The organism is Enterococcus mundtii (assembly GCF_002947535.1).
Classification (GTDB): domain Bacteria; phylum Bacillota; class Bacilli; order Lactobacillales; family Enterococcaceae; genus Enterococcus_B; species Enterococcus_B mundtii_B.
On record NZ_PUAP01000021.1, the window covers coordinates 67,966 to 85,571 of the forward strand.

General features: G+C 37.5%; 13 protein-coding genes. 7 read left to right on the forward strand and 6 right to left on the reverse strand.

The features are described from left to right. Positions 1-49: 49 nt before the first annotated feature. Positions 50-2,209, forward strand: a complete 2,160-nt coding sequence (nrdE, locus tag CUS89_RS06740) for a class 1b ribonucleoside-diphosphate reductase subunit alpha (RefSeq protein WP_104871544.1) — start codon at positions 50-52, stop codon at positions 2,207-2,209. A gap of 50 nt (positions 2,210-2,259) precedes the next feature. Further along, positions 2,260-3,225 (forward strand): class 1b ribonucleoside-diphosphate reductase subunit beta, encoded by a 966-nt coding sequence (gene nrdF / locus CUS89_RS06745; RefSeq protein ID WP_010734316.1) that lies wholly within the window; start codon positions 2,260-2,262, stop codon positions 3,223-3,225. 75 nt (positions 3,226-3,300) lie between these two features. Here nrdF and CUS89_RS06750 read toward each other — a convergent pair whose 3' ends face one another. From CUS89_RS06750 to CUS89_RS06760, 3 genes are read right to left on the reverse strand one after another with little or no spacing between them, the layout of a single operon-like run. Continuing rightward, the gene (locus CUS89_RS06750; protein WP_104871545.1) at positions 3,301-4,335 is read right to left on the reverse strand and encodes an NAD(P)H-dependent amine dehydrogenase family protein; all 1,035 of its coding nucleotides are present in this window, start codon (positions 4,333-4,335) and stop codon (positions 3,301-3,303) included. A 29-nt stretch (positions 4,336-4,364) separates the two neighbouring features. Further along, positions 4,365-5,465 (reverse strand): alanine dehydrogenase, encoded by a 1,101-nt coding sequence (gene ald, locus CUS89_RS06755; RefSeq protein ID WP_104871546.1) that lies wholly within the window; start codon positions 5,463-5,465, stop codon positions 4,365-4,367. An 18-nt stretch (positions 5,466-5,483) separates the two neighbouring features. Beyond that, on the reverse strand, positions 5,484-6,824 hold the full coding sequence (locus tag CUS89_RS06760) for an aminotransferase class III-fold pyridoxal phosphate-dependent enzyme (protein WP_104871547.1): 1,341 nt from the start codon (positions 6,822-6,824) through the stop codon (positions 5,484-5,486). A 286-nt stretch (positions 6,825-7,110) separates the two neighbouring features. Here CUS89_RS06760 and CUS89_RS06765 point away from each other — a divergent pair, with 286 nt between their 5' ends. Together CUS89_RS06765 and CUS89_RS06770 are read left to right on the forward strand one after the other, a co-directional pair. Beyond that, positions 7,111-8,139, forward strand: a complete 1,029-nt coding sequence (locus CUS89_RS06765) for an AEC family transporter (RefSeq protein WP_104871548.1) — start codon at positions 7,111-7,113, stop codon at positions 8,137-8,139. Positions 8,140-8,178: 39 nt separating this feature from the next. Further along, complete coding sequence (locus CUS89_RS06770; protein WP_104871549.1) at positions 8,179-9,186, forward strand: NAD(P)-dependent oxidoreductase; 1,008 nt, start codon at positions 8,179-8,181, stop codon at positions 9,184-9,186. 323 nt (positions 9,187-9,509) lie between these two features. Here the strand turns inward: CUS89_RS06770 and CUS89_RS06775 are convergent, their stop codons facing one another. Beyond that, on the reverse strand, positions 9,510-10,142 hold the full coding sequence (locus CUS89_RS06775; RefSeq protein ID WP_104871550.1) for an NAD(P)H-binding protein: 633 nt from the start codon (positions 10,140-10,142) through the stop codon (positions 9,510-9,512). Positions 10,143-10,313: 171 nt separating this feature from the next. On the opposite strand from CUS89_RS06775, the gene CUS89_RS06780 reads away from it, so the two are divergent. Beyond that, positions 10,314-11,222 (forward strand): cation transporter, encoded by a 909-nt coding sequence (locus CUS89_RS06780; RefSeq protein ID WP_104871551.1) that lies wholly within the window; start codon positions 10,314-10,316, stop codon positions 11,220-11,222. Between the two features lie 230 nt (positions 11,223-11,452). Here the strand turns inward: CUS89_RS06780 and CUS89_RS06785 are convergent, their stop codons facing one another. Next, positions 11,453-12,319: a helix-turn-helix domain-containing protein gene (locus tag CUS89_RS06785; RefSeq protein WP_104871552.1), complete on the reverse strand. Its 867-nt coding sequence runs from the start codon at positions 12,317-12,319 to the stop codon at positions 11,453-11,455. Positions 12,320-12,656: 337 nt separating this feature from the next. Here CUS89_RS06785 and CUS89_RS06790 point away from each other — a divergent pair, with 337 nt between their 5' ends. Further along, positions 12,657-13,517, forward strand: a complete 861-nt coding sequence (locus tag CUS89_RS06790) for a hypothetical protein (RefSeq protein ID WP_104871553.1) — start codon at positions 12,657-12,659, stop codon at positions 13,515-13,517. Between the two features lie 29 nt (positions 13,518-13,546). Then, on the forward strand, positions 13,547-13,978 hold the full coding sequence (locus tag CUS89_RS06795; protein WP_104871554.1) for a thioredoxin family protein: 432 nt from the start codon (positions 13,547-13,549) through the stop codon (positions 13,976-13,978). A 514-nt stretch (positions 13,979-14,492) separates the two neighbouring features. Here the strand turns inward: CUS89_RS06795 and CUS89_RS06805 are convergent. Further along, positions 14,493-17,510: a polysaccharide lyase 8 family protein gene (locus tag CUS89_RS06805; RefSeq protein ID WP_104871555.1), complete on the reverse strand. Its 3,018-nt coding sequence runs from the start codon at positions 17,508-17,510 to the stop codon at positions 14,493-14,495. Positions 17,511-17,606: the final 96 nt, after the last annotated feature.

Genomic DNA, 17,606 nt, shown 5'->3' on the forward strand with positions numbered 1-17,606 from the left:
TGTGGTCAAACACGTATCATCAAAATCAAAAAGAAGGTTGGGCGTATGTATGAGTCTTAAAAATCTAAAAGATGTCAGCTACTTTAAGCTGAATAATGAAATCAATCGACCAGTCAACGGGCAAATCCCTTTAAATAAAGATAAAGAAGCTTTAGCTGCTTTTTTTGAAGAAAATGTCAAACCAAATACGATGACGTTTCCAACAGTGATCGACAAAATCCAGTATTTGATCGACAACCAATATTTAGAAGCAGAGTTCATTCAATTATATAGTAGTGAATTTATTGAAAAACTTTATCAATTCCTATTCGAACAAAACTTTACATTTAAATCATTCATGGCAGCCTATAAGTTCTACTCTCAATATGCGTTAAAAACAAATGATGGTTCTGCCTACTTGGAATCTTATGAAGATCGTGTCGCATTCAATGCGTTGTACTTTGCGAATGGCGACGAAGAACTAGCCTTAGCTTTAGCTGACGAAATGATCCACCAACGTTATCAACCAGCAACCCCTTCATTTTTGAATGCTGGACGTAAACGTCGTGGTGAACTTGTTTCTTGTTTCTTGACTCAAGTAACGGATGACATGAATTCGATCGGTCGTTCGATCAACTCTGCCTTACAACTTTCACGAATCGGTGGCGGTGTTGGGATCACTCTTTCTAACCTACGTGAAGCTGGAGCGCCGATCAAAGGATACGAAGGTGCAGCTAGCGGTGTTGTTCCAGTCATGAAATTGTTTGAAGATAGCTTTAGTTATTCGAACCAATTAGGACAACGTCAAGGTGCTGGTGTCGTTTATTTAAACGTCTTCCACCCAGACATCATGATGTTCCTTTCAGCAAAAAAAGAAAATGCAGACGAAAAGATTCGCGTGAAGACTTTATCACTTGGTGTGATCGTTCCAGATAAATTCTATGAATTAGCACGTAAAAACCAAGAAATGTATCTATTCAGCCCTTATAGTGTAGAAAAAGAATATGGCGTACCATTTTCTTACGTAGATATCACTGCGGAATATGACAACTTAGTCGCAAATCCAAATATCCGTAAACAAAAAATCAAAGCCCGTGATTTAGAAAATGAAATCTCTAAATTACAACAAGAATCTGGTTATCCATATATCATCAACATTGATACGGCAAATCGTGAAAATCCTGTAGATGGTAAAATCATCATGAGTAACTTATGTTCTGAGATTTTACAAGTACAGACACCTTCTGTCATCAATGGCAAGCAAGAATATGAAGAACTAGGAACAGATATCTCATGTAACTTAGGTTCTACAAACATCGTCAATTTGATGGATAGCCCTGACTTTGGTCGTTCTGTCCGCACGATGACTCGTGCATTGACGTATATCACAGATGCTTCAGATATTGACGTTGTTCCACCGATCCAAAACGGGAACAAATTGAATCATACGATCGGACTTGGTGCCATGGGACTTCACACTTATTTTGCCAAAGAACAAATGGAATATGGTTCCGAAGAATCAATTGATTTTACCAATGTTTATTTCATGTTGTTGAATTACTGGACACTTGTGGAAAGTAACAATATCGCACGTGAGAGAAAACAAGTCTTCCATAATTTTGAAAAATCAGCTTATGCAGACGGCACTTATTTTGATAAATATGTCACTGGCGAATTCCAACCAAAATCTGAACGAGTTGCTGCTTTGTTTGATGGTATCTTTATTCCGACTGCCCAAGACTGGGAAAACTTGAAGCAAGCAATCATGAAAGATGGTTTGTATCACCAAAATCGTTTAGCTGTAGCGCCTAATGGTTCTATTTCTTATATCAACGATACTAGTGCAAGTATCCACCCGATCACTCGTATGATCGAAGAACGCCAAGAAAAGAAAATTGGAAAAATCTATTACCCAGCGCCTTATTTATCAAATGAAACAATTCCGTATTACACTTCTGCTTATGATATGGATATGCGTAAAGTGATCGATATTTATGCCACAGCACAAAAACATGTGGACCAAGGAATGAGTATGACGTTGTTTATGCGTTCAGAAATCCCAGAAGGTTTGTACGAATGGAAAGATACGACAAAACAATCCACACGTGATCTAAATATTCTAAGACACTATGCTTTCCACAAAGGAATCAAATCGATTTATTATGTACGTACGTTTACAGACGATGCAGAAGAAATCGGCAGCAACCAATGTGAAAGCTGTGTGATCTAATTTCACTTAGTGATAGAACCGTTACTGGATTTTAATAAAGGAGCATTCTCATGTCAGAAACTTATTATGCAGCGATAAACTGGAATGAAATTGAAGATATCATTGATAAATCGACTTGGGAGAAATTAACTGAGCAATTTTGGTTAGACACACGTATCCCCTTGTCAAATGACTTAGACGACTGGCGTACGCTTTCCCAATTAGAAAAAGATACAGTTGGTCACGTATTTGGTGGATTGACTTTACTTGATACCGTCCAATCAGAAAGCGGGATGGATCAATTACGTAAAGATGTCCGCACGCCCCATGAAGAAGCGGTATTGAACAATATCCAATTCATGGAGTCTGTCCATGCGAAAAGTTACTCTTCGATCTTCAGTACATTGAATACGAAAAAAGAAATCGAAGAAATCTTTGAATGGACGAATACCAATCCTTATTTACAGAAAAAAGCTGAGCGTATCAATGAGATCTACAAAAACGGTACGCCGTTAGAGAAAAAAATTGCGAGTGTCTTTTTAGAAACCTTCTTATTTTACTCAGGATTCTATACACCACTTTATTATTTAGGAAATAATAAATTAGCCAACGTGGCAGAGATCATCAAGTTGATCATTCGTGACGAATCTGTCCATGGCACGTATATAGGCTATAAATTCCAACTAGGTTACAACGAATTGCCTGAGGAAGAACAAGAAACATTGAAAGACTGGATGTATAATTTGTTATATGAATTATACGAAAACGAAGAGCGCTACACAGAAGAATTATATGATCCAATCGGTTGGACGGAAGAAGTGAAGACATTCTTGCGTTACAATGCAAACAAAGCATTGATGAATCTAGGAATGGACCCACTATTCCCTGATACAGCAAACGATGTCAACCCAATCGTGATGAATGGGATCTCTACTGGTACAAGTAACCACGATTTCTTCTCTCAAGTCGGAAACGGCTATCTATTAGGTAACGTAGAAGCGATGAAAGATGAAGATTACTTGATTGGTTTAGACTAAACGAAAAAGAGCTTGGATATTGCATCCTCGCTCTTTTTTTGTTTCTCTTTAATCAACTGCCAACCTTAGTTCTTCCTATTTTTTATCTAAATAAAGATGTGCTGGATACGTCATATATTCGACAGGTTGCAATTGATCGATCGTGATATAGCCTGCGTTGGAATTGATCACCGTCGGTATCCGGTTGATCAACGTAGCACACGTATGCTTTGGTGTATCTGGTTTGGTCACTTCAAATTGCATACTTGGCGTTCCTTCGATCGACCAAGTACATAGATCTCCTTCGCCTGCCTGATAGACTTTTCCAGTACAACCGACTTCTACAACTGGACCTTGTACTGTTTCGATCGTTGCAACGGCAGACATGCCAATCGCTTCGCCTGCTTTGATCGTCCGTTCCATTGTTTTTGATGGAATATCTTTATCTAAAACGATTGGAACATTCTTTTGAGCAATGCGTTTGATCGTCCAATCCATTTTGGCACAGATGGCTTCTGCGGTCATCCAAGAATAGGAAGGCAAATCGGTTGCATTGGCAATTTCTTTGTCAAATCTTTCTTGGTCATAGCCCACACCATGCGCTTCCGCTAACGCTTTTCCATAGTGTTCGACATCATAACTAACTTCCCCGCTGATTTTTTGTACATCATTCATGCCAGCAGCCATCAGCGTTGGGAACAACACCCAGTAAATATCTTGCATCCCTGTTCCCGAAATCGTAACATTATTGGCTTTTGCGATTTTATCCAAACGATTGGTTTCTGCAACCGAAGTCGTCCAAGGATACAAAGCTTCTTCACCGATCGTTAAAACATTGACTCCATAGGTCAAGGGTATCTCTAAACTCGGCATGAAATCTTTGATATAACTAGCAATCGTGACTAACGCCACATCGGCATCACAGTTTTGAAATACTTCATGAGGATCGCTAGAGATTTTAATACCTAAGGCTTGTTCATAGCCTAAATATACCCCTAGATCTTGACCGATCGCTTCTGGACGATTGTCTACAGCTCCAACGATTTCAATGCCCTTTGCCAAGGCATATTTGATAATCTCCTGCGACATTTTTCCACAGCCGACTTGGACCATACGAATTTTTTTAGTCATTGTATTTCCCTCCCTTTTTTCGAAAATTTTTAAACAAGCTCATGAATATCGACAGCGGTTCGCTCAAAGACTTCCCCCACTTCAGGACAGGTCAGTTTTCCTTCATAGGTACTGATTCCTGGCAAGATCTCTGGATACGTTTGGATGACTTCTGACAGTGATTGGGAGGCTAAGCCCTTGATATATCTCATCGTGACATTCGTTAAAGCTAACGTAGACGTTTGAGGAACTAAACCTGGCATATTCGCGACCGAGTAGTGGATCACTCCATGTTTAACGAAAGTCGGTTCTTCATGGGTGGTTGGCTGGCTCGTTTCAAAACAGCCGCCTTGGTCAATCGCAATATCCACCAAGATCGTTCCTTCTTTCATCTGCTTCACTAATTCTTCTGTGATAAGGTGTGGGGCTTTTTTACCTGGTAATAAGACTGAACCAATCACGATAGCACTAGTCAATGCCATTTTCTCAATATTCGCTGGGCTTGAGTAGAGCGTTTTTACTTTTCCATTGAACATCTCTGACAATTCACGTAAGCGATCGATGTTGACATCTAAGATCGTCACATCTGCACCTAATCCATGCAAGTAATGCGCGGCACTCACTCCGGCGATCCCACCACCTAAAATAGTTGCCTGAACCGGTAAAACACCTGTTACACCTGAAATCAATTTTCCACTTTGCTTCGCTAAAATCTCCGCACCTAATAGACCGCCTAACCGGCCAGCGACTTCACTCATTGGTGCGAGTAATGGGAATGCTCCGTTTTTCGTAACCATTTCATAGGCAATCGCAGTTGTCCCAGACTTGATCAACGCTTCGGTCAATTCAAGATTTGCGGCTAGATGTAAGTACGTAAATAAAATCAAGTCTTTTCTAAAGTATTGATATTCTGATGCTAGTGGTTCTTTGACTTTCACGACGATTTCTGCCGACCAGGCTGCCTCTGGATCAGCTTTGATTTGAGCGCCAGCTTCCCGGTATTGACTATCAGTAAAGCCTGATCCTTCCCCTGCGTGTTCTTCCACATAAACGGTATGACCAGCTGTTACTAACTCTTTGACTCCCGCGGGTGTCACACCAACACGTTTCTCTGAATTTTTTATTTCTTTTGGTACACCAATGATTGTCATATTATACCCTCCTTTGAATTATTGTTGCTTTTGCCACTCCTCAAAACCCATATGGATCGCATCGAATAATTGATCTGCGTTTTCCTTTGAAAAGGTCAGTGATGGCGAAATGATGATCGTTTGTAGTTCATCGCGGAGTAAGACTCCTGCATTGATGGCATAATCAGCAACTGCTTGTACATTTTTTGCTGTTTGTTCCACATCATATTTCCCTGTATTCTCAAAATCGATGGCGATCATCAAGCCTTTTCCACGAACATCACTAATACAGTCATATGTTCCTTCAAGTCCTTTTAGCCGTTCCAATAAATACGCACCGACTTCACGGGCATTTTCAACTAAGTTTTCTTCTTCCACAATACGTAAAGCTTCTAATGCTGCCACACAGCCGAGCGGATGTCCACCGTAAGTATGACCATGGATAATGACATTAGCTCCGTTGGTTGCTGATTCGATGCCTTCAACGATGCGTTTGTTAAAAACAGTAGCCCCTAGTGGAACATACCCAGAAGATAATCCTTTCGCTAGTACCATGGCATCTGGTTTGATGCCCCAGCCACGACTACCAAAAAGATGTCCTGAACGGCCAAATCCTGTCACCACTTCATCTGCAATCAATAAAATATCATAAGTGTCACAAACTTCCCTTAAAGCTGGCCAATAAGAAGTTGGTGGAACGATGATACCGCCAGCACCTTGGATCGGCTCAGCAATAAATGCAGCAATATGATCAGCGCCAATCTGCTCAATCGTTTCAACTAGTTCAGCGATACAGAGTTTTGCCAATTCTTCTGGATCTTGGCAATTCCATTTATTTTTCTTCAAATGCGGGGAAGAAACACGTACACAATCTTGTAAACCAGGACCAATAAATTCCCGATAGATGGGGTTGCCACCTATCGACGTTCCACCGTAGTGCATTCCATGATAGGCTTTTTCCAATGAAAGAAATACTTTCTTTGTCGGTTTACCTACTGCTTGCCAGTATTGTCTTGTGATTTTCAACGCAGTATCCACTGAATCACTTCCTCCAGAAGTAAAGAATACTTTTGCCATCTCTTCTTCTTGCGTCATTTGAATGATTTTTTCTGCCAAGTCATATGCCTTGGGATGGGCGATATTCGTAAACAATTGATAGTAAGATAATTTTTCCATTTGATCAGAAATCGCTCGGTTCATTTCAGGGCGATTATGACCAACGTTCATACACCATAACCCACCGACACCATCGAGTAATTTTCTCCCTGTATCATCATAGATAAAATTCCCATCTCCACGTTCGATAACGATTGTTTCTTCTTCACTTGCTCGAGTATCCGTCATCGGATGCCAAAAATACTTTTTCTTGCGATTGTTCATATTATTCTCTCCTTTATCTGCTTTCCTGTTTACATGTTAAGACTAAAGGGTAGAACAACTCTAAGGTCAATCTTTTTTTATTATTTTAATAAAATCGCTTACATTAAAAAAAGTGAAAAATTACATATATAGAAGAAAAAATACTTTTGTGATTTTATTTGTAAAGCATATTGACCTTAGAACGATTCTAACCTCTAGGATGTAATTGAGGAGGATTGGTAAACATGCACAGCTGATTCAAATAAACAAATTAAAACATTCACAAGAATCGAGGAGGAAAATTGAAATGTCACTATCAGAAACATTAAGCAATGTCATCAACATGGAAATTATCAGTGCGATCACTTCCACACTGTTTATTATATTATTAGGTTACTTTTTAAGAAAGCGTGAGGTTTTCTCATCAGATGTCGGAAAGACATTGTCTAAGGTCGTCTTAACTGTCGCAATTCCTGCATTAGCTTTTAATTCGTTTATGCAGGACTTGAATGATGAAGTATTGAATCAAGGAATCAACATTTTGATTCTCGGAATCTTAGTCCACGTTTTCTTGATTTTTCTAAGTAAATTCTTCTTTTTTAGATATGCACCAAATAAAGAAGACACATTGCGTGTACTCTCTATTTTCGGGTCAACAACATTTTTCGGTATTCCTGTTGTCGGTGCAGTCTTTGGCGCAGAAGGGATTTTGTACGCATCGATTTTTAACATTGGTTATCGTATCTTTTTATACTCTTATGCTTATTTAAAAATGAGTGGATTGAAAATGGCACGCAAGAATATTAGAGAAATGCTCTTGAACCCGATCGTATTGGCAACTTTTATTGGATTATTTATTTGGCTCTTCCAAGATAGCTTACCTCAAATTGCTCAGTCTAGTTCTGAATCTGTTGCTTTTTTAAGAATCGATCAGACGTTGCCGTGGCTATTCAAACCTTTGGCGTTCCTCTCTAGTTTAGCCTCTCCACTCGCTTGGTTAGCAATCGGGATCACTTTAGGCGATCTGCCATTCGGAAAAACCCTCAGCAGTCACACCTCTTGGTACTATTCATTCATCAAAGTCATTGTCTTCCCACTTGTGATTTTACTTTCAATTTTACTGTTAAACGCAATGAATATTTTACCAGTGAATTCAGTTGGTCTAAGTACGATGGTCATTATGATGGCTACTCCGGCTGCAACAGTTGCGGTTGCTTATGCCATCAACTTTGAAAAAGAAGCAATACTTGCCTCTAACGCCTCTTTACTTTCTACACTCTTCTCAATCGTTTTGATCCCTATCTGGATCATCGTCTTAAACTTGCTTGGAAATTAAAGCACATTATATAATTAATTAACGAAAGGAAACTATACTATGAAAAATTTAAATGTTGTATGTTATGGTGTTCGCCCTGCTGAAAGATCACTCTTTCAGCAGTTGAATGTCCACGGATTCAACTTGAAACTAGTAGAAGATTTATTAAATGAGACAAATTACACAGAAGCAAAAGGAATGGATGCCGTCATTCTTAGAGGTAACTGTTTAGCAAATCGCATAAATATCGAACGTTTTGCCCAATTCGGGATCAAGTTCCTACTCACGCGTACAGTTGGGACAAATCACATTGATTTAATGGCAGCTCACGATCATGGAATGCAAGTCGCGTATGTACCATTTTATTCACCAAATGCAATCGCTGAATTATCTGTTACTTTAGCAATGATGCTTTTACGTAGAACAACTCATACAACGAATAAAACAGCTTCTTATAATTTTACCGTTGATCGCTTTATGTTCAGTAAAGAAGTCCGAAACTGTACAGTTGGGATCATTGGTGTAGGGAACATCGGACTAACAGAAGCAAAACTTTTCAAAGGATTAGGCGCAACGGTGATTGGTAATGATCTATATCCAAGTGAAGAAGCAAAAGCATTCATCGAATTTAAGTCGCTTGATGAATTACTGGCAGAAAGTGATATCGTCAGTATCCATATCCCTTACATCCCGGGTAAAAATGAACGTTTCATTAATAAAGATTTTATCGAAAAAATGAAGGATGATGCGATTTTGATCAACACTGCTAGAGGGGAATTACAGGATAATCAAGCAATCCTTGATGCGTTGACGAGCAAAAAACTATCTGGATTTGGTACAGATGTCTTGCCTAATGAAGCACTGATTTTCAACAAAAATTTTGATGAAGATCCATTATTGATCGATGCAACAGCGAAAGCGCTGATCGATATGTATCCGCGAGTGATCGTTACACCGCATATCGGTTCGAATACCGACGAAGCAGTATCAAATATGATCGAAACAAGTTTTGATAATCTCTACAAAATGTTCAATCAATTGGACTGTGCCAACATGCTTTCTAGTTAGGCTGGAGCATTGACGTCAAAGAACTAGCGATCCGATATTGGGACAGAAGTGTTTCCCCCTCAACAAATAAGGCGGCAACCATAAAAATTGCTCTTCCAATTTTTGTGGCTGTTGCCTTATTTTAAAAGAGACTACTTGATTCCCGCTGTTGACTCATTTCTATAATCACAGACGAAAGTGAATCTTACGTGTGTTTTAACTACTTTTCTTTCAATCATCACAAAAAATAGTAAGACAGAATCCCCAGAAAATCAAAGAATACTTTCTGGGGATCCTGCCTTATTTTTCAAAGCTGAATACTTCCGTCCAACCTCAATTATTTTTTACTCGTGTATTTTTCCCTTTGCCGTTAATGCAATAGAGTCATACATATGAGTATTTGGCTCGTTGATCAAAGTTGCAAGGTATTTCCCTACAGTTTGTCGGCTGATTTCACCAATGAGACTTTTTCCGTTTCTATTCTCGATACGAATATCCTCGATAGTTTCATTATCGGTTAGCCAATTAGGGCGGATGATGGTGAAGTCTAGCTGACTGTTCTCAATCAAATCTGCTGCAATACGCTGATCCCCTAAATAAGTATCAGGATCGCGATAGTCGCCCAACTCTGCAACTGCTTCTTCGTCATTGAAGTCAACTTCACCGTAGATCCCAAGTGTTGCCATCCAATATACGCGTTTGATCTTATTCTGGTTCATCGCCTCGATCACATGTTTAGCTAAAGGCACCATATTATAAGGACCTAAGCAAGAATAGACGATATCAATGCCTTTCATTGCATGAACCAAATCATCTAGATTCATCGCATCACCAATGATACTTCGCTCCTTATCAAAGACTTTATCCGGATTTCTCAAAAATAAAGTTATATTCACAGTAGGATCATTTTTTAAAAATTCATAGCTATATTTAGCAATTGGTGCCGATGCACCAAGAATCAATACGTTCTTTTTCAATCTATTTCCACCTTTAGTTTTGATTTTTCACTTGTACAACGCTCCTCCTTTGATAAGATGAGTAAAGTATAAGGCTTAGAACGACTCTAACCGCAAGTATTTATTCGCATCTTTTATTACAATCAGTATTATTCTCAAAAAAGCATCTATTCCAGAAAGGGTTTTAGTTATATGAAAAATACGCAAAAAATAAAAAAATTATTAACCGCCTCCATCATTGCAGGAACCGTTTATGGTCTTTTAGCGCTACTTACGGGATTGATGATCAATTACAATGTCCTCTTGCTTGATGGTGTCTATACGATGGTCGGTGCACTGATGTCTCTAATCGCATTATATATTGCTAAGTTTATCCAGACACAAGATTTTGAACGTTTTCCATTTGGAAAGGAATCGCTGATGCCCTTGGTTGTTTTTATCCAATACAGTGTCATCCTATTGATTTCTTCCTATGGTCTGATTGAGTCTTTTTTCAGTTTGCTTTATGCAGATACCTACGTTGATTTAGCGATTGGCTTGCCCTTTTCTTTGTTTGGGACACTCTTTTGTTTTGTCTTTTATCTTTATTTGAAAAAAAATCCGATCAATCATTCCTTTTATAAGGTAGAACTAGAACAATGGCGCTTCGGTTTTCTATTCAGTTTAGGAGTCGTGGTCTCGATCATCGTCTCTGCTTTACTAGCAAGAACGCCATATCTTGCCATCGCACAACTGATTGACCCAGTGATTTCTATTGGAATCACCATTTTTTATATTTATCTATCGGTGACTGAAATCAAAAATGCCACGTTAGAACTTACTTATGCACCCCCAAAATATGAATTACGCGAAAAAATCTTGTTAGTAGTTGATAAGCTCTTGCAAAATGTCGCCATCGAAACCTATGTCTTACGAATCGCAAAAGTAGGGGATCAAGTCATTCTTGAACTAGATATCGTGATTTTGCCTGATAGTGAATTAGATAGTATCCGCGCGCAAGATCATCTAAGAGATAAACTCAACCGCAAAGTAACTGAAGGTTTCTTAGACTATTCTTTATGGCTGAATATCAACTTTATCGGTGATCTCAAATGGGCTTGAGAAAGACCATACTTTATAAAAAAACAGAAGCTCCTCCAATACGAAAACGATTGGGAAGCTTCTGTTTTTTCTATTGATCTGTGTTTGACTACATGCTTTAAGATCCCTATATTCTCCTCACAGAATACAGATAAATTAGTTTATGATTCGCATTGTTTTAAACTCACGTTACTTAGTCATATTTAATCACAAAAAAATTATCCTGTATGCTAGATTTATTTCAGCTAACCTTATTTAGAAGAATTCCTTACTAAATGTCGGCTGATCTCTTTTTTCAATTCGGTAACAACTTCTTCTTCACTCGCCATAGATAAAAATTCTAGCCATTTAGTCACTTCTTCCGACTTTTGTTCACAGATGGATTTTCTAACCATAATAATACCAAGGTAATCATATCTTTTCGCATTTTCAGCAAAACTATGTGCATAATCTAGTATATTTTTGCATTCAGTATACATAGCGTTCTCTAAAAATATTGTTGAAAAATTAGTTAATATTGACAAACGTAAAATTGATATTTCCTTTAATTTATTATACTTCTCCAAACTTCGTAACATTTTTGGAACAATGCTTTTGATTGTTTCTAAAGGTAAAAAGTAAAAAATAAAATTGATGGTCCTGATATCATCGTATGTCCAAGTATCAATCAAAGAAATCCTATCCCATACAATAGTCGCCAATTTCATACTTATGTCTGAAAAATTTAATTTATTTAGTTCATTTAGTTCTATAAAAATATGTAAAATATGATTTATCTCGTTAATTTTATAATCATTATTATTTTTTAAATATCGTTCACATCGTTTAATTAACATATCTATCTTACTTCGTTGCGCATTAGATACCAAGGAATAAAAATCAACTAATATTTCTTGTCTTTCACTATTATTATATTCATTACAAATATATTCAAATTCATTAAACGATACATTGACTTGTTCTAATAGATACTGCATTGTATCGAATGACGGTACTCTATTCTTACTCTCAAATTTAGAGAGGGTTGAACGTTCTAGATTTCCATTGCATATATTATTTTGTGAGATACCTTTAGATTTTCTTATCATTCTATATACATTTCCATAATTCCAAATCATGATTTTCTTCTCACTTTCTCTGAATTTTCTAACTATGTGACTTTGAGCCACACGATAAATTATACCATTTTTTTAATATATTATATGTTTGTAGAAAAAAGGAAAGGAGAATAATATGAGGTACAAAATAAAATTAAACTGGGGGCATATACTTTGGTTGGTTGGAGGTTAAATAAGCTCAAAGTTTAAGGAGAATTGTCGGGAGTGATCGATATAGGTTGATTATGTTGAATTAGTAAAAGTGAAATTTTTAGATTATCTGATTTAGATTATTATCAAAAGTAGAATACAACCTTTTCACAAGAAAAAGAAGACCAAAGAAAGGTGGATAAAACACATGCTAAAGAAAAAAATTAAAACAAAATTATTAACAGGAATGGTATCGCTCATAACTATAGGAACATTCTTTTTACCAGCTGCAGTAGAAATTACTAATGCTTCAGATATTACTATTTCGGCAGATCAGAGTACCAATAGCACCGAGACTACAATTAACGATTACTTTGCCAAAAATCCAATCAATATCCCTGGCATGAATTCAAATGAGGCAACTAAAATTGTTAAAAGCATGGTAACGTTGTCCGAAACAGCAAAAGGTGTAAGTGATAATGAAAAATCTAATATTACTAATGCGTTTAAAGCTAATCTAGGGAATACATTTTCATTACACGCAAACAATTTTGTGATGGATTTCACTAACGCGACTGTCTTGCAAGTTTCTGGCGAAACTGGAACAGAAGATTACTATACAATCACTGTACCAATAGTTGACAGTAATCTCAATTTCTTTAGTAATGTCACTGCTGTATACGACATGAATAAAAATTTAAAAGGTTATCAAGAAACTCTTATTTCCAAATCAGTAAAAGATACCTTTGAAATCAATTCGTATTCTAATGGGACTCAAACAAATCATCAAATTCTTGAAGAAAAGTTTGTTAGTAATGAAGACTTACAGCAAGAACTTCAAGATGTTCAAAAAGAAGCAAGACAATTACAGCAAACAAGAGGTTTAGTAGAGAAAGTTGCTTGTCTAATGATCGTTTTAAATATTAGTCGCACAATCGCAAATATTCTTGCTCCAGTCTGTGCAGCTGCTTGCTTATCAGTAGTTCCAGTATGTGTTGCTTGTGTAACAGGTTTTGTTGCTTTAGGTGGCGCATCAATTACCGGTGTTATCGGCTGTTTTAAATTATAAAAAAATTTATTTTGATCGAGGACTTACAAATGAAAGGCATTGTAAACAAGAAATTTACTAGCTACTCAATCATGAGCATCCTTTTAATAATCATTGGGTTCTTCTTTTATTCAAAACCATTAGAACCTAAAAATACATTAACTCTAATCAGTAATTCTCAATTGCAGGCAATGGTAGACAAGAAGGAGGATGCTATTATCTATTTTGGTAGGCCCACTTGTCCTCAGTGTCAAGAATTTGAACCTTTATTAAGAAAAACACTAGCAAAAAATAAAACCTCTATTTATTATTACAATACTGATGAAGCTCGGAAAGACAACTCAGACACACTAAGTAATTTTTCAGCTAAGTTAGACGTGGATACAGTCCCAACAGTCATTAAACTTTCAAAAGGAAAGACCATAGATAAAATAGTAGGTATAAAGACTACAGATGCTATATATGAATTTATTATAAAGTAAGTAGGTGGATATTTGGTACACGATAAAAACTGGACTAAAAATGAAATGTTTTTAGCGCTATTAAAACTATCAATTATTATAAATATTGTCGGAAATTTAGTTACTAATCTGAAAGATAGTGGCGGATTACTTTACCTCAATCTATTATTCGGTGTCTGCTTTCTTCATATTCTTAGATATTACAATCTGAAAGTTATAGAAAAGTATTTTTATATAACTTTGGAAATATTATTATCACTAATAGCAATATTTTACTTTATATCATCTACAGTCAATTCTCTCAAATAAGGAATATGTACTGAAATATTAAAAATATAACTTCACTAATGGACCATGAGTGACTTTCTCGTGTTCCATTAGTGATTTTTTCTTATGCAGACATCGGTGATCTCAAATGGGCTTAAGAAAGAGCATACTTTATAAAAAAACAGAAGCTCCTCCAATACGAAAACGATTGGGAAGCTTCTGTTTTTTTCAATTGATCTTTGTTTAATTATGACCTAGAAAGGTAGGTCTATTTGACAACGATCTCTTTACTTTCAAATTGACCGAAATCAATGGTAAATGTATTGGTTTGACTATCATAGACAATCCCCTCACTCATAGACCCCATGTCAGTAAAATCACTTGGTAAACTAAGTGTTACTGGTTCAGTTTGTTGCGTTGGATTGGCAATTGTATAAACTGTTTGTTCTGCCTTCGTTTGTTTTAGTAAAGAAATTGGTTTATTCGTTTTGATCCCTGCCATTTCTCCGCCTTGTTCTTGCCAAAAATTGATGCCTAAGTAACCAGAGGTTTTCACTTCGACTGCTTGGATTTCTTTGGTATTTTGCAAAATCGCAACTGGCTGTTTTGCTGCATAATCTGCTAATTCCGATTGAGTCGTGCCGGGCAACATCACGTAGGCATATTCGGCATCTTTTGGTTGCTGTCCATGGTTGATTGAGAAGGTGCGGTAGTCACCTGCATATTGTGTATCACTAGGAAATGCTTCATTGATTTCTCGATAAGTACCTGTACGTGTCTCACTGATCACATCGACTGTTTCCTTTTGTGGGAAATAATAACCGATCGACGCATGTTGATGATCTGATTCTAACAATAACCAAGAGGCTTCCTTCGTTTGTTGTGACTGATCAATCATTCCTTTATCCGAAAGCACTTGATACGTATACGAATCATTTAATAAACGATTATCGACAATTGTTTCGATTGAGGCAGTTGTATCTCCTGTAATACCGGCACCTAAGGCAATGATTTGCCCATCCAATGTAAACCATGACTTCTTCCCTTGAACATTCATCGGTAAGGTCGTTCCATTGTTTTTTGTTCCTGCTTTGTTCAGTGCCATGCCTACTACACCTTGATCTTCAGCAGCGGCACCGCCTACCCATGTTTCATTTGAAGTCACTGTAGTAAATGCTGAAACTTCATCTGCTAAAGGAACTGTATCAATGGTCGTACCAGGTAAACGATAAGGATCGACTGTTGGCCAATAACTCGGACCAAATTGGACTTGGTCATCATTGTAAAGATAAATCATCCCATCAGACGTATGCCAGCCTCGTTGATTTTCCAGATTTCCTGCTTCAAATGAAGAGATTCGTTTCGAATACATGCTTAATCCTAAATGGTAATTCTCTGTTCGTTGGACAAATCGATCCATTGCATGGTACATCTTTGTTCCGATGAATGGTAGTTGATCGCCTATGATCGTTGTATTAGCCAATAGCTCCGTCGTCATCATCAAATCATTGTAATCTCTCGTATTCGTCAAATAGTAGTTAGGATTAGACAGCATCCAATATTTTACTGCTTCTTGCAAAGCTTTTTGCTGTGTTTCAGGTGCAAATTTCGCCACAATCAATAAATTGTACATCGTTGTCGATCCGTAACCCGTTTTTGTCACAGCGGGCGTTCGAGAAATGGAGCGGCCATTGACTAAAGGCAACATTTCACCTTGATACACTAATGGGATAAATGCCGATTGTACATTATCAACAAAGGACTTTATTTGATCAGCTGTCAACGTATAGCGAGATTCTTTGACAATCGATAAAATTTGTCCTACGCCTTTGACTAGTACATTCCCATAAGAACCTGTGTAAGGGATCGTTTCATGTTGGACAAACGAACCATCTTGATAAAAACCATCTCCATGGTTCACTAATTTAAAGACGTCTGTAATACTCTCAACTGCTTGTGTAACTTTCGCGGGATCATTTTGTAAGAGACCTAGTCCTAAGACAGTTTGCGCTAAATCTGTGCGATTCGCACCAGTTGTTGAAAAATTTGGTATAAAATCAAGCGCGACAAAAGTTCCTTGTGGTTTTGTGTAGAGTTGTTTAAATGGATCGGGTACATATTTACTCAACACAGTCGTATACTCGTGCAGCTTCTCTCCTGGCACTTCTCCATCAAGTATCATCAAAATCGCCACAAATTTTTGAGCCACTCCGATCTGCCAATCCCACCAATTGCCATGATACTTTGTTCCGTCATAGCCTTTTTCTGTGATCATAAAATCTAATCCACTTTGAATCGCTTGACTGATGGCCTCATCTCGATAATAACTTGTCCCATTCGTTCCGTATGCTAACGCTAGTTTTTGCAACTTTGTAAATTGCGTGGTTAAATCTGCCGAAGCGGTATTACCAGATTCTAGTGGCCACAGATACGTGCGGTCAGGATCTTGATTCATTGTCTCGTAAAGTTTTTCTGCATCGTCAGAAAGAACGCTTACATAATTGGCAATCGCTGGATTGGCTAAATCGGTCGTTGTTGACACGAGTTGATTTTTCCAGTTTGCTTTCATTGTTTGAAATTCTTCTGTTGGTTCTTCCACTTGCAGACTATTGACCGCTCCACTACGCATGGAATAAATGGTTAATTTACTCTCATTCCCAAATAACCGAATCCCTGAATAACCCGTCCAGTCCCCATTGATCGTTGTCCCATCAGGATAAAGAACTTCTTGATTTTCATACAACAAACGGTCGTTCAAATATGCTTGGAATGATGTTCCTTCATACCTTAGTAACAATTTATAGGTTTGTCCTGGAATCAATGTAGGGCCTTTGATGGCTGTCAACCACTTTCCCCCAGGCTGCCCCAATTGCCATTCGCCATCGCGCATATAGGCAAACGATTGCCAGTTCGATGTCGTCTGATCATTTCCTCGAAAAACTAGTCCAAAATTGGTTTGTCCTTCATATAGAAACGTGTATTCTAAATCACCTGAGCTGCGGACACCTGCATCTAGTAATAACGACACAGACTCAAATTGTTGATTGACCTTCTGATTGGCGATCTGTAACCGATTTTCGTTGGTATGTTTATCTGCTTTTCCAACTATGTCTTGCCAAGTACCTAAATGCTGCGAAAAATCTGACTCATAGTTTCCTGATGTCATACTTTTTTGTGTTTCAGTTTGTGTTTCTTCTGCACCGACTTGTTGACTGTACCCTAACCCAATACCAACGAATAAACTGCACCCTAATGTCACCACTAATTTTGTTGACCAACTTTTCATTTTTTTCTCCTTTTTGTCCATAGATATTCTTTTGAACTAAAAAATCTGCAAGAAAGGCGCATTCTTATTTCGAACGATTCTTTCTTGCAGATCGGA

Excerpts from the sequence above, each read along its gene's own strand:
- CUS89_RS06760 (WP_104871547.1), bottom strand. The coding sequence starts at position 6,824 with ATGAACAATCGCAAGAAAAAGTATTTTTGGCATCCGATGACGGATACT.
- nrdF (WP_010734316.1), top strand. The coding sequence starts at position 2,260 with ATGTCAGAAACTTATTATGCAGCGATAAACTGGAATGAAATTGAAGAT.
- CUS89_RS06790 (WP_104871553.1), top strand. The coding sequence starts at position 12,657 with ATGCTAAAGAAAAAAATTAAAACAAAATTATTAACAGGAATGGTATCG.
- ald (WP_104871546.1), bottom strand. The coding sequence starts at position 5,465 with ATGACAATCATTGGTGTACCAAAAGAAATAAAAAATTCAGAGAAACGT.
- CUS89_RS06795 (WP_104871554.1), top strand. The coding sequence starts at position 13,547 with ATGAAAGGCATTGTAAACAAGAAATTTACTAGCTACTCAATCATGAGC.
- nrdE (WP_104871544.1), top strand. The coding sequence starts at position 50 with ATGAGTCTTAAAAATCTAAAAGATGTCAGCTACTTTAAGCTGAATAAT.
- CUS89_RS06785 (WP_104871552.1), bottom strand. The coding sequence starts at position 12,319 with ATGATTTGGAATTATGGAAATGTATATAGAATGATAAGAAAATCTAAA.
- CUS89_RS06765 (WP_104871548.1), top strand. The coding sequence starts at position 7,111 with ATGTCACTATCAGAAACATTAAGCAATGTCATCAACATGGAAATTATC.
- CUS89_RS06780 (WP_104871551.1), top strand. The coding sequence starts at position 10,314 with ATGAAAAATACGCAAAAAATAAAAAAATTATTAACCGCCTCCATCATT.
- CUS89_RS06750 (WP_104871545.1), bottom strand. The coding sequence starts at position 4,335 with ATGACTAAAAAAATTCGTATGGTCCAAGTCGGCTGTGGAAAAATGTCG.
- CUS89_RS06770 (WP_104871549.1), top strand. The coding sequence starts at position 8,179 with ATGAAAAATTTAAATGTTGTATGTTATGGTGTTCGCCCTGCTGAAAGA.
- CUS89_RS06805 (WP_104871555.1), bottom strand. The coding sequence starts at position 17,510 with ATGAAAAGTTGGTCAACAAAATTAGTGGTGACATTAGGGTGCAGTTTA.